This window comes from Mycobacterium sp. E3247 (genome assembly GCF_001667785.1).
Lineage (GTDB): Bacteria > Actinomycetota > Actinomycetes > Mycobacteriales > Mycobacteriaceae > Mycobacterium.
On record NZ_LZJG01000491.1, the window covers coordinates 13,147 to 35,837 of the forward strand.

21 protein-coding genes are annotated in these 22,691 nt (G+C 63.9%); 10 read left to right on the forward strand and 11 right to left on the reverse strand.

Annotated elements, in window-relative coordinates:
* The first annotated feature begins 114 nt into the window (after positions 1–114).
* The 3 genes from A9X04_RS24740 to A9X04_RS24750 are packed head-to-tail and all read left to right on the forward strand — an operon-like array spanning position 115 to position 2,367.
* Positions 115–561: a MaoC family dehydratase N-terminal domain-containing protein gene (locus tag A9X04_RS24740; RefSeq protein ID WP_082962988.1), complete on the forward strand. Its 447-nt coding sequence runs from the start codon at positions 115–117 to the stop codon at positions 559–561.
* A complete protein-coding gene (locus A9X04_RS24745; protein WP_067926405.1) occupies positions 558–980 on the forward strand; it encodes a MaoC/PaaZ C-terminal domain-containing protein in 423 nt (140 codons plus the stop codon). Before A9X04_RS24740 ends, A9X04_RS24745 begins: the two co-directional genes overlap by 4 nt.
* Positions 981–1,029: 49 nt before the next feature.
* On the forward strand, positions 1,030–2,367 hold the full coding sequence (locus tag A9X04_RS24750) for a TetR/AcrR family transcriptional regulator (protein WP_067926408.1): 1,338 nt from the start codon (positions 1,030–1,032) through the stop codon (positions 2,365–2,367).
* Here A9X04_RS24750 and A9X04_RS24755 read toward each other — a convergent pair.
* The gene (locus A9X04_RS24755; RefSeq protein WP_067926411.1) at positions 2,364–3,218 is read right to left on the reverse strand and encodes a 3-carboxyethylcatechol 2,3-dioxygenase; all 855 of its coding nucleotides are present in this window, start codon (positions 3,216–3,218) and stop codon (positions 2,364–2,366) included. The two genes, A9X04_RS24750 and A9X04_RS24755, sit on opposite strands and share 4 nt — an antisense overlap.
* 166 nt (positions 3,219–3,384) lie before the next feature.
* Here A9X04_RS24755 and A9X04_RS24760 point away from each other — a divergent pair, with 166 nt between their 5' ends.
* Together A9X04_RS24760 and A9X04_RS24765 are read left to right on the forward strand one after the other, a co-directional pair.
* Entirely contained in the window at positions 3,385–4,560 is a 1,176-nt protein-coding gene (locus A9X04_RS24760) for an acyl-CoA dehydrogenase family protein (protein WP_067926415.1), read from the forward strand.
* A gap of 27 nt (positions 4,561–4,587) precedes the next feature.
* On the forward strand, positions 4,588–5,610 hold the full coding sequence (locus tag A9X04_RS24765) for an acyl-CoA dehydrogenase family protein (protein ID WP_067926418.1): 1,023 nt from the start codon (positions 4,588–4,590) through the stop codon (positions 5,608–5,610).
* Here the strand turns inward: A9X04_RS24765 and A9X04_RS24770 are convergent.
* Entirely contained in the window at positions 5,607–6,692 is a 1,086-nt protein-coding gene (locus A9X04_RS24770; RefSeq protein WP_067926421.1) for a TIGR03857 family LLM class F420-dependent oxidoreductase, read from the reverse strand. The two genes, A9X04_RS24765 and A9X04_RS24770, sit on opposite strands and share 4 nt — an antisense overlap.
* A gap of 69 nt (positions 6,693–6,761) precedes the next feature.
* On the opposite strand from A9X04_RS24770, the gene A9X04_RS24775 reads away from it, so the two are divergent.
* A complete protein-coding gene (locus A9X04_RS24775; protein WP_082975224.1) occupies positions 6,762–7,838 on the forward strand; it encodes a phosphotransferase family protein in 1,077 nt (358 codons plus the stop codon).
* A 29-nt stretch (positions 7,839–7,867) separates the two neighbouring features.
* Here A9X04_RS24775 and A9X04_RS24780 read toward each other — a convergent pair whose 3' ends face one another.
* Positions 7,868–9,334 carry a FadR/GntR family transcriptional regulator gene (locus tag A9X04_RS24780; protein ID WP_067926427.1) on the reverse strand — a complete coding sequence of 489 codons (1,467 nt, stop codon included), beginning with the start codon at positions 9,332–9,334 and terminating at the stop codon, positions 7,868–7,870.
* A gap of 220 nt (positions 9,335–9,554) precedes the next feature.
* On the opposite strand from A9X04_RS24780, the gene A9X04_RS24785 reads away from it, so the two are divergent.
* A complete protein-coding gene (locus A9X04_RS24785) occupies positions 9,555–11,087 on the forward strand; it encodes an AMP-binding protein (protein ID WP_067926430.1) in 1,533 nt (510 codons plus the stop codon).
* Positions 11,088–11,152: 65 nt separating this feature from the next.
* Here A9X04_RS24785 and A9X04_RS24790 read toward each other — a convergent pair whose 3' ends face one another.
* Positions 11,153–12,352, reverse strand: coding sequence for a cytochrome P450 (locus A9X04_RS24790; RefSeq protein ID WP_067926433.1), 1,200 nt, complete (start codon positions 12,350–12,352; stop codon positions 11,153–11,155).
* A 51-nt stretch (positions 12,353–12,403) separates the two neighbouring features.
* Positions 12,404–12,625, reverse strand: a complete 222-nt coding sequence (locus A9X04_RS24795) for a hypothetical protein (protein WP_156764523.1) — start codon at positions 12,623–12,625, stop codon at positions 12,404–12,406.
* A gap of 406 nt (positions 12,626–13,031) precedes the next feature.
* Between A9X04_RS24795 and A9X04_RS24800 the strand changes: the two genes are divergently transcribed.
* The 3 genes from A9X04_RS24800 (at position 13,032) to A9X04_RS24810 (ending at position 16,857) form a co-directional block, all read left to right on the forward strand.
* Positions 13,032–14,612 carry a class I adenylate-forming enzyme family protein gene (locus tag A9X04_RS24800; RefSeq protein ID WP_067926439.1) on the forward strand — a complete coding sequence of 527 codons (1,581 nt, stop codon included), beginning with the start codon at positions 13,032–13,034 and terminating at the stop codon, positions 14,610–14,612.
* Between the two features lie 260 nt (positions 14,613–14,872).
* Positions 14,873–16,174 carry a phenylacetate--CoA ligase family protein gene (locus A9X04_RS24805; protein ID WP_067926441.1) on the forward strand — a complete coding sequence of 434 codons (1,302 nt, stop codon included), beginning with the start codon at positions 14,873–14,875 and terminating at the stop codon, positions 16,172–16,174.
* On the forward strand, positions 16,171–16,857 hold the full coding sequence (locus A9X04_RS24810; protein WP_067926444.1) for a hypothetical protein: 687 nt from the start codon (positions 16,171–16,173) through the stop codon (positions 16,855–16,857). Before A9X04_RS24805 ends, A9X04_RS24810 begins: the two co-directional genes overlap by 4 nt.
* A 70-nt stretch (positions 16,858–16,927) precedes the next feature.
* Here A9X04_RS24810 and A9X04_RS24815 read toward each other — a convergent pair whose 3' ends face one another.
* From A9X04_RS24815 to A9X04_RS31760, 6 genes are all read right to left on the reverse strand, one after another.
* The gene (locus A9X04_RS24815; protein ID WP_067926447.1) at positions 16,928–17,164 is read right to left on the reverse strand and encodes a hypothetical protein; all 237 of its coding nucleotides are present in this window, start codon (positions 17,162–17,164) and stop codon (positions 16,928–16,930) included.
* On the reverse strand, positions 17,164–18,309 hold the full coding sequence (locus tag A9X04_RS24820; RefSeq protein WP_067926450.1) for an amidohydrolase family protein: 1,146 nt from the start codon (positions 18,307–18,309) through the stop codon (positions 17,164–17,166). The genes A9X04_RS24815 and A9X04_RS24820 overlap by 1 nt, the downstream gene beginning before the upstream one ends.
* 471 nt (positions 18,310–18,780) lie before the next feature.
* Positions 18,781–19,869 carry a cytochrome P450 gene (locus tag A9X04_RS24825; RefSeq protein ID WP_231984411.1) on the reverse strand — a complete coding sequence of 363 codons (1,089 nt, stop codon included), beginning with the start codon at positions 19,867–19,869 and terminating at the stop codon, positions 18,781–18,783.
* Positions 19,870–20,082: 213 nt separating this feature from the next.
* Positions 20,083–21,537, reverse strand: a complete 1,455-nt coding sequence (locus A9X04_RS24830) for an aldehyde dehydrogenase (RefSeq protein ID WP_067926456.1) — start codon at positions 21,535–21,537, stop codon at positions 20,083–20,085.
* Positions 21,538–21,572: 35 nt separating this feature from the next.
* The gene (locus tag A9X04_RS24835; RefSeq protein ID WP_067926487.1) at positions 21,573–22,337 is read right to left on the reverse strand and encodes an SDR family NAD(P)-dependent oxidoreductase; all 765 of its coding nucleotides are present in this window, start codon (positions 22,335–22,337) and stop codon (positions 21,573–21,575) included.
* Positions 22,338–22,477: 140 nt separating this feature from the next.
* Positions 22,478–22,669, reverse strand: a complete 192-nt coding sequence (locus A9X04_RS31760; protein ID WP_082962992.1) for a hypothetical protein — start codon at positions 22,667–22,669, stop codon at positions 22,478–22,480.
* Between the last annotated feature and the right edge of the window lie 22 nt (positions 22,670–22,691).

Below are 22,691 nucleotides of genomic sequence, written 5' to 3' on the forward strand. Positions count from 1 at the left end.
GACGACTTACCTGATTGGTCGGGCCAATTCTGGCATCACTGTATTGCTATTACAACTACGTGTACTGCTGATACTGGCTTGACATCAAACCTATTTCTGACAGTATTGACTACTATGGTCAACGCTGCCAACGTCGCAGAACCGGCTCCTGTCGGCACGGTGAGCCAGGCGTGGGAGATGGTCGTGGAGCGGGGCAAGCTGAACGAGTTCGCGACCGCGATGCAATCAGACCACCCCGCGTACCGCGGGCCCGATGCAGTGATAACGCCGACATTCCTCATCTCGGCGGCGCGCTGGGCGCCCGCGGGTAGCCGGGTGGCCGTCGGCTTCAACCGCAAGCGGCTGCTGCACGGTGAGCAGGAGTACACCTTTCATGGCGCGCTGCCGCGCGCGGGTGATGTGCTGACAGTGTGCGAACGGGTGGCCGACCGGTTCGAGAAGCCCGGAAAACGCGGCGGAGCCATGCGTTTCGCGGTTGTCCTCACCGAATTCCGTCGATCTGACGGCACGCTGGTGGCGGAAGCCAAGGCAACCTACATCGAACGCGAGGCCGGCGCGTGATACCAGACTCGCCGGTACTGGCGACGCTCGCGCTGGGTGACGAGGCCCCGCCGCGGCAGTTCGGCCCGCTCTCCAAGGAGATGTTCGTGCGCTACGCCGGTGCTTCGGGTGACTTCAACCCGATGCACTACGACGACGATCTGGCGCGGTCGGCGGGATATCCGTCGGCATTCGGGCAGGGCATGTTCACCGCCGCGCTGCTCGCCACCTTCGTGACGGATTGGCTAGGGCCATGGCAACTGCAACGCTACGGTGTGCGATTCAGGGGACAGGTGTGGCCGGGTGACACGCTTACTTGCACCGGTCGCGTCACCGCCATCGACCATGACCGCAATCGGGTGACAGTCGAGATAAGCGTGATCCGGCCCGATGGCACCGTAGCGGTATCGGGTTCGGCGGACTACCTGCAGGCGCCGTGACGAATCGACGCCCCGCACCAGTGGGCGCTTCCGCCTAGACTGAACGACCATGTCCGGGGCCGAGGTCGTTCGTCGATCGAGTTACGGCCCGACCAGTCCGCGCATCGGCAGTCGCGGTGCCACGACCCGCAGACGCATCGCCGAGGTTTCCCTCGAGCTGTTCGGACGCATCGGCTATGTCGACACCTCTGTCGATGCTCTGGCCAGGGCGGCAGGCGTGTCGCGCGCCACCCTCTACCAATACTTCCGGGGTAAGGACGACATTTTCCTGGAGTTACTCGAGGAATGCCGCGAGGCGTTGTACCGGGTGTCGCGCCGAATCGGCCCGCTTGGCGCCGATGCGACTGGTTTCGACAATCTGCACTGGTGGTTGGGGGAGTGGAGCTGGGTCTTCGAGAAGTACTCGACGATGTTCATCCAATGGTCCGCCGTCGCGTCGATGGATCAGACCGCGCGCGACCAGATCACGCGGTCGATCCGTGGCTACAACCGCCTCATCGCCGCAAGGTTGAAGGCGTCCGAGATGGAGGGCCTCGATCCCGAGGCCGCGGCAATGATGATCACCGGGCTCGTCCACGACGTCAACCTGTTCGTTCACACCGGCCGCGCGTACGGGCGCAGCACGCAAGATGTCGTCGACACACTTTCGGTATTCCTGCAGTCGATGCTCTACCCGGCAACGCGGCCCGAGGTGTTGAGCGGTCTCGACCCGCCTGGTCGCACTGAACAGCGCGGGACGATTGCGTTCGCGCAGCCTGCGCTGCCCGACCTGACCGGCCTGTCCGTCGAAGACCGGATCGCGAAACTGAGCAAACGGTCGGCGCAAACGGTCGAGGGGCTGGTTCGCGCCGGGACCACGCGGTTTAACGCCTACGGGTATCGCCGGACATCGGTGGAGGACATCATCGATACGGCGCAAGTCGCTCGGGGAACGTTCTATAAATACTTCGCCGACAAGTTGGACATGCTCGTCGCTATCAGTGCCGATATGCGTGATCAGCTCGCCGCGATTGCGGGCGCGGCCGATGCGCTCGATCCGGTTACCGACCCCGAAGGTTTATTTGATTGGCTGATGCGCTCCTACGATTTCTACGAATGTCATTTCGGTTCCATCGAGGCGTGGAACGGCGGTGTCACAGATAGCCCGCTGATCGCCGCTATCGGACGCGCCAGCGAGGCCCACTTCGACTCCGCTGCTGCGACGATGCTGGCACGAGCCCCGCAGCATTACCCCTTCGATCCGGTGGTGTCGGCGCTGATTTTGCGGGCGTCATCCACCAGCGTGCTCAACAAGGCCAAGGAAATCCTGCATCCTGTTTCGGGTGAGGAGCTTGTGAGGTTGACGACCAGTTGTGTGCGGCGCGGATTCTTCGGTGAGTCAGGCTAAGCCGAGACCGCCACGGCCATGCCGGTAATCCATTCCGGCACTGGCTGATAGACAAGTGTGCGCAGCGGCTGGCCGCCGCCCGCTGCGGCTGCGGCCAGCCAGGTCCGCACCTCGTTGGCGCCCGATCCGCCACGTATACGCGCTGTATCGACCAAGTGGGTGAGCGCTTCGGGATCCCATCGCGCGAATGCGGCGAGCACTTCCTCGTCCCAGTCGGGACGGATCTTTTCGCGTGCGGCGGGCATGCCTTCGCTGATAAGCCGGCGACGCTCATCATCGGTGAGCTGATATGCATCGACATCGAGGCTGGGAGGCGAGTGCGATAGCCCTCCGGTACCGATCACCAACGCACGCAGGTGCTGCCGGTCAAGGAACTCGGCCACCGCCACACCGAAATCCAGCACTCGCGCGGCGGTGGGCAGCGGGGCGGTCGCACAGTTGATGGGTATCGGAATGACGGGCTTGGCGGCGACGTCGCCTAAGAGGTCTCGTAACGGTTGCGCGAAGGCGTGGTCCAGTGCGATGTCGCGGCAAACCGCCACGTCGAAATTCGCGCCGAGCAGGAACTCACAAGCAGCGAGGCCGACGTCGGTGGCGACGTCGAGCGTTCCACCGGGGTGCGGTCCCTCGGCGATGATCGTCGCGGAGAGCGCCACGGCGAACGTCGGCACGACGTGATTGAAGGCGCGGCGGTGGTCGCCGCCGAATACCACCACGACGTCGGGATCGAACCCCTGACACCGTTGCGCCGCATCGGCGAGCGCTGCACGAAACTCCGTCCCTTCGCGACGTTCGGTGTCGCGGTCCTTGCCGGGGCTGTGGCTGGCACACACGACGAGGCGGTCAGCCATGCGACAGCCCGTCGGAACGCAACCGCGGTCTGGAGTGCTATTGAGGATGCTCATTAACCCGTTACCTTACACTTGCGGGGGCTGCCGGGCCCGTGCTTAATCATCATGAGTATCATGATTGCGATAATCGACCGCTGATGGGCAGCTGGACGACGATGGTGAGGCAATGGATCTGACGTTCTCAGCGGGGCACATCGAGTTCCGCGACGAGGTGCGTACCTGGTTGGACGAGAATGCGCCCACCGAGCAGCGGCCCGATGTGCCCGACCTGATCCGTGAGTACGACCTCGGGTGGCAGCGCACCCAGTGGGGTGGTGGTTGGGCCGGGATCTCATGGCCGGTCGAATACGGTGGGCGCGGCCTGTCGCTAGTCGAGCAGCTCATCTGGTACGAGGAGTACGCGCGGGCCGGACTTCCGCCTATCGATGCATGCTTTGTCGGCCTCAGTCACGCCGGTCCGACTTTGATGACGAAGGCGACGCCCGAACAACGCAGTTTCCACCTCCCGAGGATCCTTCGTGGCGAGGCCATCTGGTGCCAAGGGTTCTCCGAGCCGTCGGCGGGCTCCGATTTGGCATCGCTGCGGACGCGGGCAGTCGTCGACGGTGACCAGCTGGTCGTCAACGGACAAAAGATCTGGACCAGCTTCGCCAACGTCGCCGACTATCAGGAATTGCTCGTGCGAACCACCTCGGACGGCAAGAAGCATCACGGCATCACGTGGGTGATCTGCGACATGCACTCGCCTGGAATCGATATCCGTCCGATCAGGACCATCGACCACGGTGCCGAGTTTTGTGAGGTGTTCTACGACGACGTGCGGATTCCGGTCGCCAACGTCGTTGGCGAGATCGACAACGGTTGGGCCGTCGCCATGTCGACTCTTGCGTTCGAACGCGGAACAGCTTTCACCGCAAGCCAAGTCAGGCTGTCGAACACCGTGGAGAGTCTCATCATGCTGGCGCATGAGACCACCGGGCCGGACAACCGGCGGCCGGCCATCGCCGATGACGAGATCGCACGCAGGCTGGCGACTGCACGAGCCGAGGTCGCCGCAATGCGCGCGATGACCTATGCCAGTGTGAGCGCGAACGCCCGCACCGGCACCCCCGGTCCGGGGGGATCGATGCTGAAGTTGTTCTACAGCCAGATCGCCGTGTCGGTCGCCAAGCTGGCCATGGATATCCTCGGAACCCAAGGGCTGCAATTTAATTCGCGTTGGGGACGACCGATGGGCTGGTCGGGTCACTACCTCTATTCCTATTCGGTGCCGATATCCGGCGGTACATCGGAGATCCAGCGCAACATCATCGGTGAACGTGTGCTGGGTCTGCCCCGGTGAGGGCGAGCGCGAAGGACTGATCGACAAATGGACATGTCGCCGTCACAAGAACAGCTTGAATTGGCCGCAGCGGCCGCAGAGTTCTGCGCTGAGCACGGCGCGCTAAGCGGTCTGCGGGAACGGGCTGACGCCCCGTCGGCGGTCGAACCGAAGGTCTGGCACGCGGGGGCCGAACTCGGTTTCCTTGGTTTGAGCGCGCCCGAACACATCGGTGGCCAAGCGCAACGCCTTGAGGATCACGCGTTCGTGTTCCGCGAGGTGGGAAAGTCATTGCTGCCGGGTCCCTTCGTTGCATGCGTGGTCGCTGCCGAGCTCGCCTGCCACGGCGGGGACGTCGAGCTGGGCGCCCGGTTCGTTGACGGCTCGGCCCGGGCCGGTGTGGTCAACGCTGTGGGCGCCGCCGTGGACGCCTCGCGACTGACCGGGACTGTTCAGCTCGTGGATGCGGTCGATGCCGAAATCGCCGTGGTCTACAGCGAGTCCGGTATCGGCCTGGTCAGGATCGCAGACCTTACTGAGGTGGTTTCAGTGCCGTGCATCGATCCCGGTAGCCGCATCGCCCGCGCGCACGCCGCCGAGGTGCCAGTGTCGTACTGGGCCGCTTCGGACTCGCATCCTGCACTGCATCTCGCGCGGGTGCTGACGGCGGCGCAGCTGGCTGGAATCGCTGAGCGCGCGTTGGCGATCACCGCCGAGCACGCCAAGACGCGAATTCAGTTCGACCGGCCGATCGGGGTCAATCAGGCTGTCAAGCACAGGTGCGCCGACATGGCAGTGGCGGCGGACGCGGCGCTGCAGCAGACCCTCTTCGCTGCGGTCACCGTGTCGGGAAAGCACCCCAACGCCGAACTACAGACCAGGGCGGCCAAGTTCATCGCGGGCCGCGCCGCGATCGAGAACGCCGCGAGCGCGATCCACCTGCACGGTGGTATGGGGTTCACCTACGAGCACGACATCCACCTCTATCTTGAGCGGGCGCACGTCCTTAATCAGATATTCGGTTCGGGCGCAGCTCAACTCGGCTCGATACTTGCGTTGCCGCAACCCTAAATCGCCGGACCGGACGACCCGGTGCACTCGGCGGCATGAGCCATCAGCGGTCCGAGCAGCTCTGGGGTCGCGCCGTGCAGCACGAGTTCATCCGCCCCCGCGGCGAGGTATTCGACGAGTCGTTCGGCGCAGTGCCGAGCCGAGCCCACCACCGCCGCCGACTCGATCCATGCGCTGGGAATGCACTGCTTGGCGACGTCGGCGAGGTCGTATCGGGTGAACCGGTAGTCGGCTATCGCTGTGCTACCGCCAAAGAACGGGTGTGCGCGCAGTTGTGTCAAAGGGGACGGATCCCAATGGTTGGCGGCGGTCAAGCTCTCGCCGTAGCCGGCGATCTGGAAATAGGTCACGGCGCGAGCGGCGATAGTGGCAATCTCTTCGCGCTCGGGCAGTTCGGGCGCCACCAGCACAGAGGCATACACCCGCACCTCGCTCGGGTCGCGCCCGCTGCGGTCCGCGGCGTCACGCACGGCGGCGGCCGAGCGGGCCACCGCATCCACCGTCAGCATGGGGTGTAACAGCACCCCGTCGAAGTGCGTGCCCGCCAATTCGAGGCTCTTGGGCCCGATCGCTCCGAACACCAGCGGCGGTGGAGCGACGTTGGGCAAGTCCGTGAGGCGGAGCTTGGGAAAGGTCCCCGCGGGGCCCGAATAGGACACCTTCTCGCCCCGACACAGCCGACGCAGCAGGTCTGCGGTGTCGGTGACGACCGCGTTCGTGACGGGGGGTAGACCGTAAGCCTTTGCCGCCGCCGGATTCAGGCGGCCCAATCCCAGGACGAAGCGGCCACTGGCCAAGCCCTGCAGCGTCATGGCTGTCGAGGCCACCTGAAGCGGATGACGCAACCCGATGTTGGTCACGCCGGAGGCAACCTTGATGGTGGTAGTCGCCTGCGCGACGGCAGCGGCGAGCGGCCCGATGTCCTTGTTGCCCAACCGTTCACTGATCCACGCGGTCGACAGTCCCGTTTGCTCTGCCGCGCGCGCCTGCCCGATTGCAACGCGCGGATCCAGTACGCGTCCCGGCAGGAGGTATGCGCCGAACCGATCATGCGGCGAACCATGAGGTTCGAGGGTTCCCATCGTTTCCTTATACTCTATTATCGCCATTGATCAGGCATCGGTGTCGGTCGGTCCGGGAAGGCGACGTCTGTGACCATTGCCACGCAGCGCGACATCGATGCCACCGGTCGCACGCTGCACCGCTGGTTCGTTGCCAGGGCGGGTGCGCGCGTCGTCCACGATGTGGAAGTGACGCCGTCGAAGAGCGGGTTTTCCAACGAGACCTTCATGTGTCGCGTGCGGTGGTCGGATGCCGCGTCGAACGAACACGATGACAGTCTGGTGCTGCGCATTGAGCCGACCCACCATCAGCTCTTCCCGACCAGCGACGCGCTGCATCAGGCCGCGGTCACGGAGGCGCTGGCTCGCGCTTGCCGACTTCCGTTGCCGCAAATCCGCTTCACCGAGTCCGAGTCGCAGTGGTTCGGTGCCGCGTTCTACCTGATGAATCGAATCGATGGCCGGATACCGACCGATGTGCCGAGCTATCACAAGCGTGGCTGGGTGGCTGAATTATCAGCCGCCGAGCGTGCGCGCCTCTACGACAATGCGGTTGCAAAGCTGGCCGAGCTGCATCAGCTAGATCAGCGGCGGGTTGCACCTGTGCTTTCGCCCATGTCATCGACCGGCAGCCCCTTGCAGGCCTACGTCGAACATGTGACGGCATGGGCGAGGTGGGCGGACGCTGATCTGCAGATCAACCGGTCCTGCATCGCAGAAGCGTTGCGTTATGTGCAACGCGCCCTACCCGGTGATGTCGCGCCGGTGGTGGTGTGGGGCGATGCACGCATCGGCAACATGATCTTCGGAGCGGATCTGTCCGTGGCCGCAATGCTTGACTGGGAGGCCGCTACCATCGGCCCCGCCGGCATCGACGTCGGGTGGTGGTTAATGTTCGAGGAGTACATCTGTGAGGCCAGCGGGCTGACGAGACTGCCGGGTATCCCGTCTCGTGACGAGATACTAGAGCGCTACGAGTCTTTCCGGGGCCGCGCGGTCAAGAACATAAACTACTTCGAAGTGCTTGCCGCTCTTGTATTCTCGTTGATCAACAGTCGGCTGGCGACGTTGTTGCGGAATGCCGGAGTCGACGAGCGACAGGCGGGGCAGTTCGCCGAACGCTCGACCGGCATGCTGAGTCGCGGGCTCGACGTCGCGAATGCCTAAGTGCGATCGGCGGGTCCGACCGGACATGATCAGGCGTGCCACCAGTCGGCGAGTGCACGCAGGTAGCGGCGCAGTCGGTTCTTGGCCAGGCCGGGGTCGTTGACCAGCAACGCGTCGACGATCGCGGCGTGCACGGCGGCCAACTCGGGTGCGCGGGGCCCGGCCGCGGGGTTCGTCACGGGAAGCGCTGCGCTGTGACGCTCCCACAGTTCCAGTAGCACCGTCAGGAACAGTCCAAGAATCGGATTGCCGCTGAGATCGGCGAGCTCGGTGTGGAATACCCGGGCGGCTTCCAACACATCGGACTCCGGCGTGCACTCGTCGATTAACAGCGATCCGCGCAGCCGGTCGGCAACGCCGGGTTCGTTGATGCGCGCCGCGACATTGTCCAGGCAGCCGAGCTCAATGGACTCCTGCACCCCGAGCAGGTCGCGGACCTCGATGTGACGGTAGTCGAGGTACAAGCTCATCGTCTCCACGCTCGCCTCGGCGTCGGGTGCTGACACGACGAGTCCGCCCCCAGGTCCCCTCCGCATCTCCGCGATGGAGTGGAATTCGAGCAAGCGGATGGCTTCGCGCAATACCGACCGGCTTACGGCGTAGCGGCCTTGCAGGGTGCTTTCCGAGCCCAGCACGTCGCCGACTCGTCCGTCGCCGTGCCGGATGTCCTGTCGAATTCGTTCTGCTACAACCTCGGCCAGCTTGTCGCCGCTGATGACGTTCTCAGAGGCCGATGGGCGCCCCTGATACGACAGCATCTTCGCCTGATCGGCCAACCACGCACCCATGGCCTCAAGGTGGTTCTGCATGACGAATTGGGCGCGCGCTGCGTTGCCGGCGATGATCGCTTCGACGACCGCGCGATGGGCGTTGACGGCTTCGTGACCCATCTCCGCCGAGGTCGCGGCACGCTGGCCGCCCTTGGTCACCTTCGAGTAGCGCTCAGTGAGCTGAGCCAGGATCTCGATGAACAACGCGACTGCCGGGTTCCCAGACAGTTCCCCGATCGCGACGTGTACGACATGGCCGGAACGGCCGCGATGGAGCAAGTCGGAATCGTCTGCCGCCAAAACCGCACGCAGATGTTCGACACCCTGCTCGTCGACGCGCTCAACAGCAAGTGCCACCGCCAGCGGCTCGAGCAGGAGCCGTGCTCCGATGAGGTCTTCGAGGTTGGTGCCGATGCTCTCGAGATAAATGACCATCGCCCGGGTGGCGCCGCTGGGTTCTGGAGCTCGGACTACCAATCCGCCCGCGGGGCCGCGACGCATCGTGGCGGCCTGGTGATGCTCGGTGAGGCGGATTGCTTCGCGCAGCACGGCCCGGCTGACCCCGTATCGTTCGCGTAGTTCCCCCTCGGAGCCAAGTAGAGTACCGACGGGCCACCGTCTACGGATGATGTCGGATTCGATCCGTTTGGCGGTCAACTGGGCGAGCTTGCCCCTCGAGCCGCGTACGCCGTTCGTATCGGCCGCCGACAAGCTGGGCGAAGTCATTGAGTGTGCTCCATACGGTCAGTGAGTTGCACAGAGCGTACTGCCAGCCGGCGCGTCGTGGTGGATCCCGCGCTAACCAGTGCTTGATCCAGCTTCCTCGGGGAAATCTGGGCTCATGCTATCCTCCCCGATTGAGGATACTTAATAGATTCCCGCGATGCGCGCACTTTTTCCGCCTGCTCAAAGTCGCGCCGAAGGCCCGATCCATGAGGAGTGTCGTATGTATCGGTTGACGCTGGGTGATGTTCTGGATCAGAACAGTCGCACCTATCCCGACAAGGTCGCCACCGTGTGTGGCGAACACCGCTACACCTATCGCCAACTGAGGGAACGGGTCGATCGGCTGGCGGGCTGCCTTAACAAGGCCGGCGTTGGCGAGGGCGATCGGCTGCTGTGGCTGGGCCAGAATTGCCACCGGTTGCTCGAGTTGATTTTGGCAGGCGCGAGGCTGGGCGCGATGACATGCCCGGTGAACTGGCGGCAGTCCGTCGACGAGTTAGTGTTCGTGATCGAAGACCTCGACCCCAAGGTCGTGCTCTGGCAGGAGGACACCCTCGGCGACGTGTCGAAGGAGGCCCGCACCAAGGTCGGCGGCGCCGCGCTGTGGGTTCAGCACGACGGCGATGGCGAAGACGGCTACGAGCGTTTGCTCGCCACGAATGAACCGAACTCCTCGTTCGGCGATGTCGATCCGGCATTGCCGGTCGTGGTGATGTACACCGCGGCTTTCGGTGGTCGCCCGAACGGTTCAATGATCACGCAGCTCGGGCTGCTAACGCAGGACGCGAACCTCTTCTATCTCGCCGAGATCACTTCGGAATACGTGTATTTGAACTGCGGACCGTTGTTTCACATTGGCAGCCTGATGTTCACAGTGGCCACCTTTCACATCGGCGGAACGAACGTATTCATCGCGCGAGCCGATCCGCAGCACGTGATGGAGGTAATCAGCCGCGAGCGTTGCGTGTCGGGATTCGTGCTCCCCCCCACCATCGAGAAGATCGTCGAACTCAACGCCGATGGCGCGCACGACTTAACAAGCTTCCGGTCGCCGTTTCCGATGCCCGGCTGGGTCGACATGGTCTCGCCTGACACGTCGGCGTTCTTCCGTGGTGGATACGGTCAGACCGAGGCTACGGGATTCAACTGCTTCGCCGGATACGGCGGCAAGGCAGGGGTTTCGACGGCTGGGCGTCCATCGCCGTGGACGCGCGTCTACATCCTGGACGAAGACGGTCGCGAGGTGCCGCAGGGCGAAGTCGGCGAGATCACGTTCGACGGTCCGATGGTTCATGCGGGGTATTGGAACAGGCCGCAGATCAACGCCGAACGCACCCGCAGTCGCGGCTGGCGGACCAACGACCTCGGATTGCGGGACGAAGACGGCATCATCAACTTCATCGGACCCAAGACACAGATGATCAAGTCCGGTGTCGAGAACATCTATCCTGCGGAAGTCGAGCGGTGTATCGAGGAACTCGATGCGGTCAAGGAAGCGGCCATCATTGGTGTGCCGGATGCCCAGTACGTGCAATCGGTCAAGGCGATCATCGTCGTTGAGCCGGGACACACGGTCACGGCAGAAGACGTAATCGCCCACTGCAAGGCGCGCATTGCGTCGTACAAGAAACCAAAATTCGTCGAATTCCTCGACGCGTTCCCACGTTTGGTCACCGGCGGCAAGGACTATGCGCTGTTGGACCAGAAGTTCGGTGGCGGTGGCTACCCCGGCGGAGGTACCCGCAGTCAATAGGCGCCTGCCAACGAGCGGCGGCCCCGCCCGTCCGTTCTTGTTGAGCTGCGGCCGGGGACCGCCGTTCAGCCGTTCAGGAATTTGAGGGGCAGGTACTCCGCGCTGCGCACCGGCAGGTTAACGTATCGGACGTCTTCGCCAGGCGCGAGCTCATAGTGTGGCAAGCGCTTGTGCAGTTCTTCGATCGCGATCTTGAGCTCCATGCGGGCGAGATTGGAGCCCAGACAACGATGCGTGCCGCTGGCGAAAGCGATGTGCTGATGACGCGGCCGATCGATGTTGATACGCAAGGGATCGTCATGCACCGACGCATCGAGGTTCGCTGTCGCCCACGATGCGACGATGGCCTCGCCGGCCTTGATCACGAGGCCGTCACCGAGGTCAATGTCCTCGGTCGGGTAGCGCGTGCCGACAGGCACCGGCGACTCGTAGCGCAGTAGTTCCTCAACCAATCCGCGAATCAGCGACGTATCGGCGATGACCCGGGCGCGTTCGTCGGGATGCCGAGCGAGCCAGTCGATCATCAACGAAAGTGACGATGTCACGGTGTCGAGGCCGGCAAACATCATCAGCGTGATGATGTTCATCAGCTCCATGTCGTTTAACCGTTCGCCGTCAATCTCGGTCTCCAGCAGGATGCCCAGGACGTCATCGCGGGGCTCGGTGGCGCGACGATGAGCGAGGTGCTCGGTGAAATAGGTGACCAGGCGCATGCCGGCGGCAGCTCCGATCTCCTGGTTCGCTTCGGGGGTCTTTCCGGTGGGATGAAGGATGTCCTTCATGAATTGCAAGAAGAAATCGAGATCCTTTGTGGGAGCACCGAACAATTGCAGAAATGTCAGACAGGGAAGCGGCACGCAATAGCGCTGGGTGATGTCCACGACGTCGTCTCCTGCGAACCCATCGACGAGCTCACCGGCCAGCTGGCGCACCGCATCCTGGAGACGTGCCACCTGCTTGGGCGTGAACATCGGATCGAGGATGCGCCGCCACTTGGCGTGGTCGTCGCCGTCGATCTCGAGTGGGATCAGGGGCATGGGAACCCCGAATGCCGGCCCGCGGCCACCCACGCCAAGGACCTTGGGGTGTCGATTGATCCTGATGATATCGTCGTGGCGGTAGAGATAGACGACACCCTCTTCGACACGCTCGTACCGAAGATCGGCGACCTTTTGCGCGAGATACGGCTGTGGAGGCTGGACGTGTTCGGTCGCCTTACCGTATTCCGAGAGCCGGAAATCGAACGGCTCGAGTTTGGTCTCCATATTCTTTGATCTCCTGATGTTTTGATCTTGCGATAAGTGCCGTGGTCGTTTCTAACGGATGTCGAGCATGTCGCGACCGGTGAAGCCGGCGGGCGCATCTTTCACCCCGGGACGCACCGGCCACGCGCTCGTAGAAGTCGGCGGGCTCTCACCACGCGGGTCGCCGGCCAGCAGCACTTCGCGCCCGGACGCGTCGTAGCTGTGTTGGTCCAAGCTCACCCAAACGCCCCAACGGTCGGGCAATTCGCCGACGGCGTCTTGTACGAGCGCCATGTGGGTCTCCTGTCGCATGCTGGCGAGACCAGATCGTAGGTGAACGTTGGTCAACCGCTCATCGAGCGTACAACAAAGAGCACTCTATTCGAACCCCGTTCCCGTCGGTGCCGCGCATCCGGGTATTTCGCGCCAGGGTGAGCTCCCCAGCGCCGCGTCGCGGCCGGCTTAGCCGGTTTCGAGAATGATTAAAGTCCGAGGTAAACAGCGATATTGGCCGGATTCCGGCGGTCGACCGTGCGGCGGCCTATCGGCCGGATTGGGCGCCTGCCAGTCGATCCTGTTGATGATGAGAGGAGCGCAAGCGAGCCGCAGAAGCGCAATCTAGGACACTATTTTCGCCGCCCGGATACGCGCCGAATATAGTGCCGTATCAGTGGGTGATGACAGATTGCTGGAGGTAGCGATGGGCAAGGTCGACGGTCTGTCGTTGTGGTTGCGTGATCCCGACTTCCCCTGGATCGACCAGTCCGTTGGTGCTTTACTGGAACACCGCGCGCGCCACGACGCGGGCCGGGTTGCGCTGTACTGGTCGGCCGCCGGCGGCACGATCACCGCTTTGACGTACGCCGACGTCTATCGCGACGCGTGCAGGATTGCCCGAGGACTGCTCGAGTTAGTCGAACCAGGCCAGGCGGTCGCGGTCTGTGGCCCCAATTCGATCGAGTGGGTATTGCTCGAGTACGCCTGCGCCCTCGCGGGCGTGGTGTTGGTGCCCATGAATCCAGCGATGCGTGAAGACGAGTTCCTTCACATCCTCGACATGACCGACAGCCGTGTGGTGCTGGCGGTGAACGAGTTCCGCGGACGGGGCGTCGTCGACTCCCTGCGGTCGGCGGCGGGCTCATGCGCGGGGCGCCCGCAGGTCCTGGAGCTGGTCGACTGGGCGGGATCGACCGACGGCACCAACTCCTTGCCCACCGTCGATCCCAAGGCGCCCTTCATCATTCAGTACACCTCCGGCACGACGGGACGACCAAAGGGCGCGGTGCTCGACCACGCTGCATCGGTCAACGCGGGGGCACTGTGGGTAGGGGGCTGGGGGCATACCGCCGATGACATCCTGGTGACCGCGGCGCCGTTGCACCACATCGGCGGTTCGGTGGCGATTGTGCTGGGTGCGCTTGCCGCCGGCTCGTCGTTCGGCACCTTGGCAACTTACGACGTCGATCAGCTGATCGCCTTCGTCAAGAACACCGCGGCGACCGTCGTGGCGGCGGTGCCGACCATCCTCTACGACCTGCTCGAGCGACCCGGCTTCAGCCCGGATCAATTACCCTCCTTGCGCACCGTCATGGGGGGAGGCGCCTACGTTCCGCCGGAGGCGATCCGCACGATCGAATCGCGGTTCGGCGTGGAGTGCATAGTCAGCTATGGGCAGAGCGAAGCCCCGGCGTTCTTGCAATCGAGCCGCGACGACCCGCCTGAGCTGAAGGCGACATCGCTGGGACGACCGTTGGCAGGCCGCGACGTACGCATCGCCCTGCCCAACGGCGTTACGGCTCGCGACGGTGTGGTGGGGGAGATTTGTACCCGTTCGGACATGCGCATGGTCGGCTATCTTGGCCAACCTGAGGCAACCGCCGAGGTCGTCGATGACGACGGATGGCTGCACACGGGGGATCTCGGAGCGATGGACGAAAACGGGTACGTGACGTCGCACGGGCGTGCGCGAGACGTAATCATTCGCGGCGGCGAGAACATTTACCCGGATGAGGTCGAGGCTGTGCTGTCCACGCATGAATCGGTGGCTGCCGTGGCGGTGGTTGGTCAACCCGACGTCCGTTGGGGTGAGGTGCCTGTGGGATTTGTCCTGCTCAATGCCGGTTATGACATGGACGAGGCACGGTTGATGGAGTACGGGCGGGAGCGGCTCGCCTCGTTCAAGGTGCCCAAAAAGTGGATTCCTATCGAAGCCATGCCGCTGACGTCGTCGGGCAAGGTTCGCCGCGTCGAGCTGCGAAAAGCGTTGTCCGAGAAGGCGTGACGTGGCTAGACCCCGGTGAGGGGTATCCGTTGGCGGCCGTGCAGGTGTTGGCGCCGAAATGAGGGCTGCTTGGGTCCTGACAGGCCGTCGGAGGTCACCGGACCGAATCCATTCCCAACCATGGTAATGCGCGGGGAAGCGGCAGCGGCGGGTGCGATGTCAGCGCCGGCGCGCCTTGACTCGCTCGGCGGCTCAAGCCATGATGTGGTATGGACAATGAGTATACTGTTTAACTATCGACGGCGAATCCCCGGAGACCGATGAGTAAAGAAGATCTGTTCGAACCTGAAATCGAGGCCATGCCACGGCCGGAACTCGAACAACTGCAGGAGCAACGCGTTCTCGAGCTGATTCCGTATGTTTACGAGCGGTCAGACTTCTACCGCATGCACTGGGATGAAGCGGGGGTCAAGCCAGCCGACATCCGGTCGTTGCAGGATTTCAAGGAGCGAATCCCGTTCATCAACAAGGACATGATCCGCGACTACCGGGAGAAGACCGGCGACCCGTACGGAGGGATCCTGTGCGTCGACCCGGCCGACTTGACGTCGATCGCGTCGAGTTCGGGGACCACCGGTGACCCGACGTTCTTCAACGAGCAATATGACGAGTACATCCCGCTGATGGTGGGTTGGGTGCGGGCACTTTGGGAGCACGGCCTGCGACCGGGCGACCACGCGATCACCGGGTCAGCGACGTTTCGCGGTGCGTCCTGCCACGAGCACCGAATCCTCGGTGTCGTACCGATAGCGATCGACAGCTGGTTTGGCCAATGGGATGCGGTGCTGGACGCCATCAAGCGGTACGACGTCAGGCAGATCCATGTTGTGGGACCGCTGATTTCGGAACTCGAGCGTCTCAGTCATCACCGCGACATGCGTGAGGCGCTGGCTCCGCTGAAGTTCATGACCTTCGCCGGTGAGCCGATGGGGTCGCGCATGCAGCAGACCGTCCGGGAGGAATGGGACACCGACCTGGTGATGTGGACGAGCGCCGGCGACACCGGAACCGCGTGGGAATGTAAGCAGCACAACGGATACCACGTCCACGAGGACACCGTCTTGGTGGAGGACCTCGTCCCCGACAAGAACGAGTCGGTAATCGAAGGGGAAGTCGGCGAATTGGTCACGACCGACCTCGATAACCTCGTTGCGCCGTTGATCCGCTATCGCGCTGAGGATCTGGTGCGAGTGAATCGGCAGCAGTGCGAATGCGGTCGTACTCATGCCCGGTTCTGGCCGCTGGGACGGGCGGGCGACCTGACGATCGTACGGGGCAAATCGGTCATGCCGCTGGAAGTATGGGCGGTTATCGAGCAATTCGACGAGACCCGCTCGGCGCTGTTCCAAATCATCCGGCCGCAGAAAGAGGTAGATGAGCTGCGCTTGCGCGTGGGTTATGCGCCGGATTTGACCAAGGACACCGCCGAACTGCGTGAGCGGATCTGCGCAGGTTTGGCCGAAGCGGTCGGTATCTCCCCCACCGTCGAATTGCTCGAGGAGAAGGAAATCGTCGCCCGTGCGTCATCGGCGGCCAAGATTCCGAGGATTGCGAAGTCATGAGCCAACAATCAACCATCGCCAGGGCTGCAAAGCTTCAGCGGCCAGGGATCGCCTGGATCGGGCGCTACCGGATAGGTGACGATGTCATCGACTTCACCGTCAGCGAAGACGACTTCGCGCGCGACACCGCCTGGGCTGCGCAGGTCTTACGCGGTCACGGCATCAGCAAGGGAAGTCACGTTCTGGTGACGGCCACCCCATCTGAGACGCCGTGGATTGATGCGTTTCGCGTCGGTGCTGGCGTGGCGGGCGCGGTGTATTCGAACGCCGAACCGTGGAACTGGGACGCGCGTCGTTCGGAGATGTACATCCGCCGGCTGAACACTGAAATGGTGATCGGGCTGAGTGCCGAAACGGTCACAGCCATGGGGCAAATCACCGATGCCGCCGTTCGGCTCGGCTCTGTTGGCACCATCTTGGCCAGGCCGGAGGCGCTGCCGGTGATCAACGACCTCGGCATCGAGGCGGGTTTGTACGTCCGGTTGGGTCCGGCCGTGGCCGTCACCGCGCCTGATCGTGCGGGACTGCAGTACGACGAGGATGAGTGGGCGCTCGAGACCGTCGATGGACAGCTTGTCGTGTCCACGGTGGGGCCACGCGCGACGCGGTTCGACCGGCAGCCTACTGGTGTGGCGGGCGAAGTGACGTCGACGCCGGGCGGCGCTCGTATCGCCCTGCGCTGACCTCGCGCGGCAAGAAAGCGCCGGCCGGAATCTTCGGCCGGCGCTTCATCTCGTCAACAGACCGGCAGACCTAACCGCCTGCCCTGGCCGAGACCGCTTTGGCGGCCGCGGTCTCGGCGGTGTGTTTGCGGGCCAGCTCGAGCCCGGCCTGCAGGCTTTCGGCGGTCATCACCCAGTCCTTACACGAGCAGCCGCAAGAGTAAGTCCCATCGTCGAGCGGGATGACGGACTGCACGTCGCATTCACCCGAGGACACCGCGTCGGATAAGAACTCCCTCGGCGAATCGTGCAGGACATTGTCGGACATCAGGCGCCGGCACCCACGGGCTCCTCGACGGGAACCTGCGGCACATCGGGGAACAGTTCGTAGAACGTGCCGCGCATGACCCGCTCGGCCACCTTCGGATCGGCGTCGTCGAACAACTCGTGCAGAGTCTCCTGCGTGTGGCCGAACGTCCCCTCCATGTGGGGGTAGTCGCTGCCCCACATGACGTTGTGGTAGCCCATGTAGGTCGCGGCCGCGACCGCGCTTTTGTCGTGCTGGAACGAGGCGTACACCTGGCTGAAGATCTGTTCGCGGATCGGACGCTCGAGCTTGGGCCGCACCGCCATGTGGTGCTGACGATAGCCCTCCTCCATGCGGTCGGCGATGAACGGAACCCATGTGGCGCCGCCTTCGGAGACCAACACCTTGAGGTTCGGTCGCTTGTCCAGTGCGCCGGACGCGACCAGCTTCATGACCGCCCGCTGGCCTTCGAACGTCGTCTCGGTGTAGTTGAGGACGGCGCCGCCTGGACCGCGGTACTTCTGGCCAGGGTTCCGTGTCTTGTCACTCAGATCGACGGGCTCGCTGCCGATATGGAAAGCGACGACCATGTTCGCGGCATCGCATGCGTCCCAGAATGGCTCCCACTCGGGATAGTTGTAGTCCTTCTGCATGGGATGAGGCAGGGTCGGCAGGAAGACCGCGCGGTAGCCCATCTCGGCGATGCGCTCCAGTTCCTTGACCGCGTCGCCGATGTCGAGTGTGGACACTTGACCGACGGTGACCAGCCGCGGGCTGGCTTTCTCCAGGGTTTCGTACGCCCAGTCGTTGCTGACCCGCAAAGCCTCACGCAGCAGTTCTGGGCTGCGGAACGACGAGCACCACAACCCGAGGGAAGGGTAGACCACCTCGCCCCACACGCCCTCGTTGTCCAGGTCGTTGATGCGGACCGACACGTCCTTGCCGCCCGGAGCGCCGACGGTCATCTCCATGAACTTGCGTGCGGCACTGGTGGGAAGTTTGCGCCGGAACGCCATACCGTCGATATGGACAGTCTCCCACTCGCCGTCGGGGTCCTTGACGGATCTTGGTACGCGTTCGGCGAGGTGAGGCGGCAAGTTGTCCCGCCATAATTCGTCGGGCTCCAGGAAGTGCGAGTCACCGGAATTGGCCCAAAGTTTCGTCATTATGTCCCTTCTCTGTTCGAGGCTGCGGCAACCTGCTCGCCAGCACGGATCGGGGTCTCAATCCCTCGTCGACATCAACTATACGCTGTCAAGTGAGGTTGCGCGAGAGCCGCCGCGACCGCTGTCCAGTCACCTGACCGGCCCCTAAATGAGTAGTCCGCTTAGCCCGCGGTGCAAGTCGCCGGTTCAACGACGTTGGGCCCGTAGTCGTCGGGGCAGCACAGCTGCGGTTCCTCGTTGCGCCACACACGCCGGCGCGTCGCAGGCCATCGAACTCATATCGACGTCGGTGTGAAACGCTGTTTCCCCGGACCTCGATCGGTGGAATGCCGCAAGACATGGTGGCCCAGGATGTACAGACGATCCGCGCTCCGCTCGGTCGGTTGCTGCGTGGATCGACAGCGGCCGCCGCGCACGCCCAGTATCTATCGGCCGGCGCCCAGGCCTCGGCTTCTCACCGGTCACTCGCGGTCAGCGCGGCATGTACTCGACTTGTAGGTGCTTGATCCCGTGCACGAAGTTGGCCCGCAGGTAGTCCGGCTCGCCCACCGTGCGGATATCTGGCAGCGTCGAGAAGAGCTTGAGGAAGAAGATGGAAAGCTCGAGTCGGGCTAGGTTCGCGCCCAGGCAGTAGTGAGGTCCGGGGGCTCCGAATCCCAAGTGCGCGATTTGCTTTCGGGTGATGTCGAATTCCGTGCCGCGTTCGAAGTAGTCTTCGTCCTGATTGCCAGAGCGGTACCAGAGCACTACTTTGTCTCCGCGCTCGAATACCTGGTCGCCGAGCATTACACCGTCGCGGGTGACCGTGCGCCGCATGTGCAAGACCGGCGAGGCCCACCGGACGATTTCTTCGACGGCAGCCTTGGTATGGGTCTGGGGATCCGACAGCCACAGCGCCCGCTGATCGGGAAACAACGTCAAGGCGTGCATGCCGTGCGCGATTGCGTTACGGGTGGTCTCGTTGCCCGCGGTGATGAGCAGGATGAAAAACGCGGCAAGTTCCTGGGGGCTGAGGTTGTCCTCATTGCGCGCCGCGACAAGTGCGGTGATCACATCGTCACGGGGATTGTTGATCCGATCGTTGGCGAGTTCTGCTAGCAGCGCGGCGAGTTCGTCGCTGGCGGCGTAGATGGCCGAGCCGACCGCTCGCGGGCTCTGGTCGGGGACGTATTCAGGATCGCTAGCGCCCATGATGATGTTGGTGAGATCGAATATGCGCCGTTCGTGGCTGCGCGGAACCCCCATCATGTCGTTGACGATGCGCAGCGGAAGTAGGGCCGCAACTTCGGTGACGAAGTCGCATGCGCCACGCTCGCGCACGCCATCGAGGATTGCCCGGCTCTGTTGATCGACGTCGGCGCGCACGCGCTCGAGCGAGCGGGGAGTGAAGCCGCGCGAGACGATCTTTCGTACGCGGGTGTGCTCGGGGTCGTCCATAGTGATCACCGAACTGCGGTACTCGAGCATGGCCTGCGACTGATCGAAGATGAGCGTGCCCTGCCCCGAGCAGAAGTCTCCGGCGCGGCGGCTTACCTCCCGGATGTCGTCGTAGCGCGTCAACGCCCAAAAGCCGCCGCCGCGCGGGTTGCCTTGCGTGTCGCGCTCTGGACAGTACGGGCGGGGTTCGTTGGCGCGCAGCCATGCGAACGCGGCGTCTCGCTCGTTGGCCGGTCTGGTCCACCAGCTCAGGTCGTCGAGGTCAATTGTGGGTGTGCTGTCAACGGATGCCATCGCGCGCTACCTTCGTGTCGGTCGGACGGTCGTGGGTTTGGGTCATTCGCCGGTGGCCCCGGCTAGCAGGATCGATTGGTATTCGATGAAGCCGGTGACGCCCTCGGGGCCACCTTCGCGGCCGATGCCTGATTCTTTGAAACCGCCGAAGGGGCTACCTAGATCGATTGGGGCTGAGGAGTTTACGGCGACTGAACCGGCTCGTAGCCGGGCGGCGAGGCGTTCGGCGCGGGTCGGGTCGGAGGTCCACACGCTGGCCGCCAAACCGTAGGGCGTGTCATTGGCGATCCGGACGGCGTCGTCGTCGTCGGAGTATTCGATGGCGAGCGCCACCGGGCCGAAGATCTCGTTGCGGGCCAGCGCGGACGTGGTGTCGACGTCGGCGAACAACGTCGGCTCGAAGTAGTGGCCGGTGGTCAGGTCCGCCGGTCGACGTCCGCCGGCGACGAGTCGGGCGGTCTTTGCGCCCTGCTGGACAGTGGCTTCGATCCGTTCCAGTGCCTGTGCCGAGATGACGGGGCCGATTTCGGTGGCGCGATCCGCGGGATCTCCGACGCGAAGGGACCGGACACGCTCGGCGAGCGCGCGGACTATGTCGTCATACCGTGTCCTGGGAATCAGTATGCGGGACAACGATGTACATACTTGGCCGCTACCAGCCATCGCGCCGAGCACCAGCGCGTCGATTAGCGCGTCGGAGATTTCGGCATCGTCGGCGACGATCGCGGCGGACTTGCCCCCGAGTTCCAGGGTGAGGCGGCGAAGGTCGCGGCCGCAAGCCTCCGCTATTCGGCGGCCCACTGCCGTCGATCCGGTGAAGCTGACCTTGTCGATTTCCGGGTGAGCCACCAGATGTGCGCTGACGGCGTCGTCGGCGGGGACGACGTTGAGGATGCCCCGCGGGATTCCAGCCTGCTCGGCGGTTTCAGCGAGCACGAACAGCGACAGGGGGGCCTCTAGCGACGGTTTGAGTACCACCGGGCAGCCGGCCAGCAACGCCGGTGCGATCTTGAGTGCAGTGGTGAATAGTGGTGCGTTCCATGGGACTACGGCGGCGACGACACCGACCGGCTCACGTCGGACCAGCACGGTCCCGCCGGTCAGTGCCGGGCGTGTCTCCCGCCATGGATAGGTGGTGGCGAGTCGTTGATGCACGCGAAGTACGCCGATCGCCGAGCCGACTTGGGCATTGGCGGCCCAGGCGCGCGGGCTGCCCACCTCGTCGGAGATGAGTTCCGCCAGTTCGTCACCGCGCGCTTTGAGCGCCTTGGCCAATCGGGCGAGGCGCTCGCCGCGCTCTGCGGGCCCAAGCTCGAGCCACTCACGACTCTCGTGGGCCGCCCGGGCCGCGCGCACCGCCCGATCGACGTCAGCGACAGCGGCTAGCGGCACTTGGCCGATCGGCAATTCGGTGGCGGGTGACTGAACCTCGACGTAGGTGTCGGTGTGCGGCTTGAGCCACTGTCCGTCGATGAATAGGCGGTCGTATGTCCGCATGCGGTGTCCTTCGCGGTTCGCTAGCTATCGGGCGCTCAGCGGAGCAGGGTGCGGCCACCGTCCACCATGAGAGTGGCCCCCGTCACGTAGCGCAGATCCGTGGCCAAAGACACGATGACCGGTGCGATGTCAGTTTCGGAATCGCCCAGCCGACCGAGTGGGACCTTCTTCAGCACACCGTCGAACCAGCGGGAATGCTGCTGGGCGTATTTCGCCACGTTCTCGGTCAGGGCGGCAGGGCACAAGACGTTGACCGTAATCCCGTAGCGGCCCCATTCCTTGGCCGCGTGCTTCGTGAGCCCGCGGATCGCTTCCTTATTGGTGCCGTACGCGGAGAACCCCGGGTCACCGTCGACACCGGTGGACGACGCCATGTTCACGATGGTGCCGCCGGTCTCCTTCATGTACGGCAAGCACATTTGCATGGCATGGAAGGTGGGGAACAGTCCGCCATTCATCGCCGACCGCACCATGTCACTGGTGGTGTCCTCCAACGGGACGGGTACTCCCGCGCTCACCCCGCTCTGGGCATTGTTGACCAAGATTGTCGGTGAGCCGAATTCTGACACCGTGCGGTCGATAACGCCCTTCAGCGCGTCGATGTCGGACACGTCGCAACCGATGGCGATCGCCGTTCCGCCAGAGGTGGTGATCTGCTCGACGACGTCAGCCACCCGGGAGTGCGTGCGGCTCGCCGCGCACACCGATGCGCCCTCGGCGGCCAACCGCACGGCGATCCCTCGGCCGATGCCCTGGCCGGCGCCGGTCACGATGGCCACCTGTCCCTTGAGTCTGCTCATTGCGGTGCTGGCTCCCATGTGCTCGCGGTCGAATGCGCTCATCGGCGGGCGGCGAAACGGCATTTTTCTCGGCGTTTCGGCCCACGGGGCTTGGCGGTAATCGTCCGTGAGCCACGGCCGACGCCCCAATAAAGAGTGTACTATATGCCAGGTGCGGCACCGCTGCCGTAGTGAGATCGCATAGCTAGCCAAACACGATGCGTTCTGCAGAGCGATGCCCAGCCCACGGCATCGGCGAGTCGGAACTCCTCGGTGATGATTGCGTTGAAGCGGAAGTCGACGATGTCGGCACCGCCGTGCTTCTCGGGCGTCTCCCAGTTCAGCAGACCCAGCTTGCCTACTTCTCGGTCGACG

What these genes read in the sequence shown, in the direction of transcription:
- A9X04_RS24755 (WP_067926411.1), bottom strand. Translation starts at nt 3,218, where the DNA reads ATGGCTGACCGCCTCGTCGTGTGTGCCAGCCACAGCCCCGGCAAGGAC.
- A9X04_RS24805 (WP_067926441.1), top strand. Translation starts at nt 14,873, where the DNA reads ATGAGTAAAGAAGATCTGTTCGAACCTGAAATCGAGGCCATGCCACGG.
- A9X04_RS24780 (WP_067926427.1), bottom strand. Translation starts at nt 9,334, where the DNA reads ATGACTTCGCCCAGCTTGTCGGCGGCCGATACGAACGGCGTACGCGGC.
- A9X04_RS24820 (WP_067926450.1), bottom strand. Translation starts at nt 18,309, where the DNA reads ATGACGAAACTTTGGGCCAATTCCGGTGACTCGCACTTCCTGGAGCCC.
- A9X04_RS24815 (WP_067926447.1), bottom strand. Translation starts at nt 17,164, where the DNA reads ATGTCCGACAATGTCCTGCACGATTCGCCGAGGGAGTTCTTATCCGAC.
- A9X04_RS24810 (WP_067926444.1), top strand. Translation starts at nt 16,171, where the DNA reads ATGAGCCAACAATCAACCATCGCCAGGGCTGCAAAGCTTCAGCGGCCA.
- A9X04_RS24800 (WP_067926439.1), top strand. Translation starts at nt 13,032, where the DNA reads ATGGGCAAGGTCGACGGTCTGTCGTTGTGGTTGCGTGATCCCGACTTC.
- A9X04_RS24790 (WP_067926433.1), bottom strand. Translation starts at nt 12,352, where the DNA reads ATGGAGACCAAACTCGAGCCGTTCGATTTCCGGCTCTCGGAATACGGT.
- A9X04_RS24770 (WP_067926421.1), bottom strand. Translation starts at nt 6,692, where the DNA reads ATGGGAACCCTCGAACCTCATGGTTCGCCGCATGATCGGTTCGGCGCA.
- A9X04_RS24765 (WP_067926418.1), top strand. Translation starts at nt 4,588, where the DNA reads ATGGACATGTCGCCGTCACAAGAACAGCTTGAATTGGCCGCAGCGGCC.
- A9X04_RS24750 (WP_067926408.1), top strand. Translation starts at nt 1,030, where the DNA reads ATGTCCGGGGCCGAGGTCGTTCGTCGATCGAGTTACGGCCCGACCAGT.
- A9X04_RS24835 (WP_067926487.1), bottom strand. Translation starts at nt 22,337, where the DNA reads ATGAGCAGACTCAAGGGACAGGTGGCCATCGTGACCGGCGCCGGCCAG.
- A9X04_RS24830 (WP_067926456.1), bottom strand. Translation starts at nt 21,537, where the DNA reads ATGCGGACATACGACCGCCTATTCATCGACGGACAGTGGCTCAAGCCG.
- A9X04_RS24785 (WP_067926430.1), top strand. Translation starts at nt 9,555, where the DNA reads ATGTATCGGTTGACGCTGGGTGATGTTCTGGATCAGAACAGTCGCACC.
- A9X04_RS24795 (WP_156764523.1), bottom strand. Translation starts at nt 12,625, where the DNA reads ATGGCGCTCGTACAAGACGCCGTCGGCGAATTGCCCGACCGTTGGGGC.
- A9X04_RS24740 (WP_082962988.1), top strand. Translation starts at nt 115, where the DNA reads ATGGTCAACGCTGCCAACGTCGCAGAACCGGCTCCTGTCGGCACGGTG.
- A9X04_RS24760 (WP_067926415.1), top strand. Translation starts at nt 3,385, where the DNA reads ATGGATCTGACGTTCTCAGCGGGGCACATCGAGTTCCGCGACGAGGTG.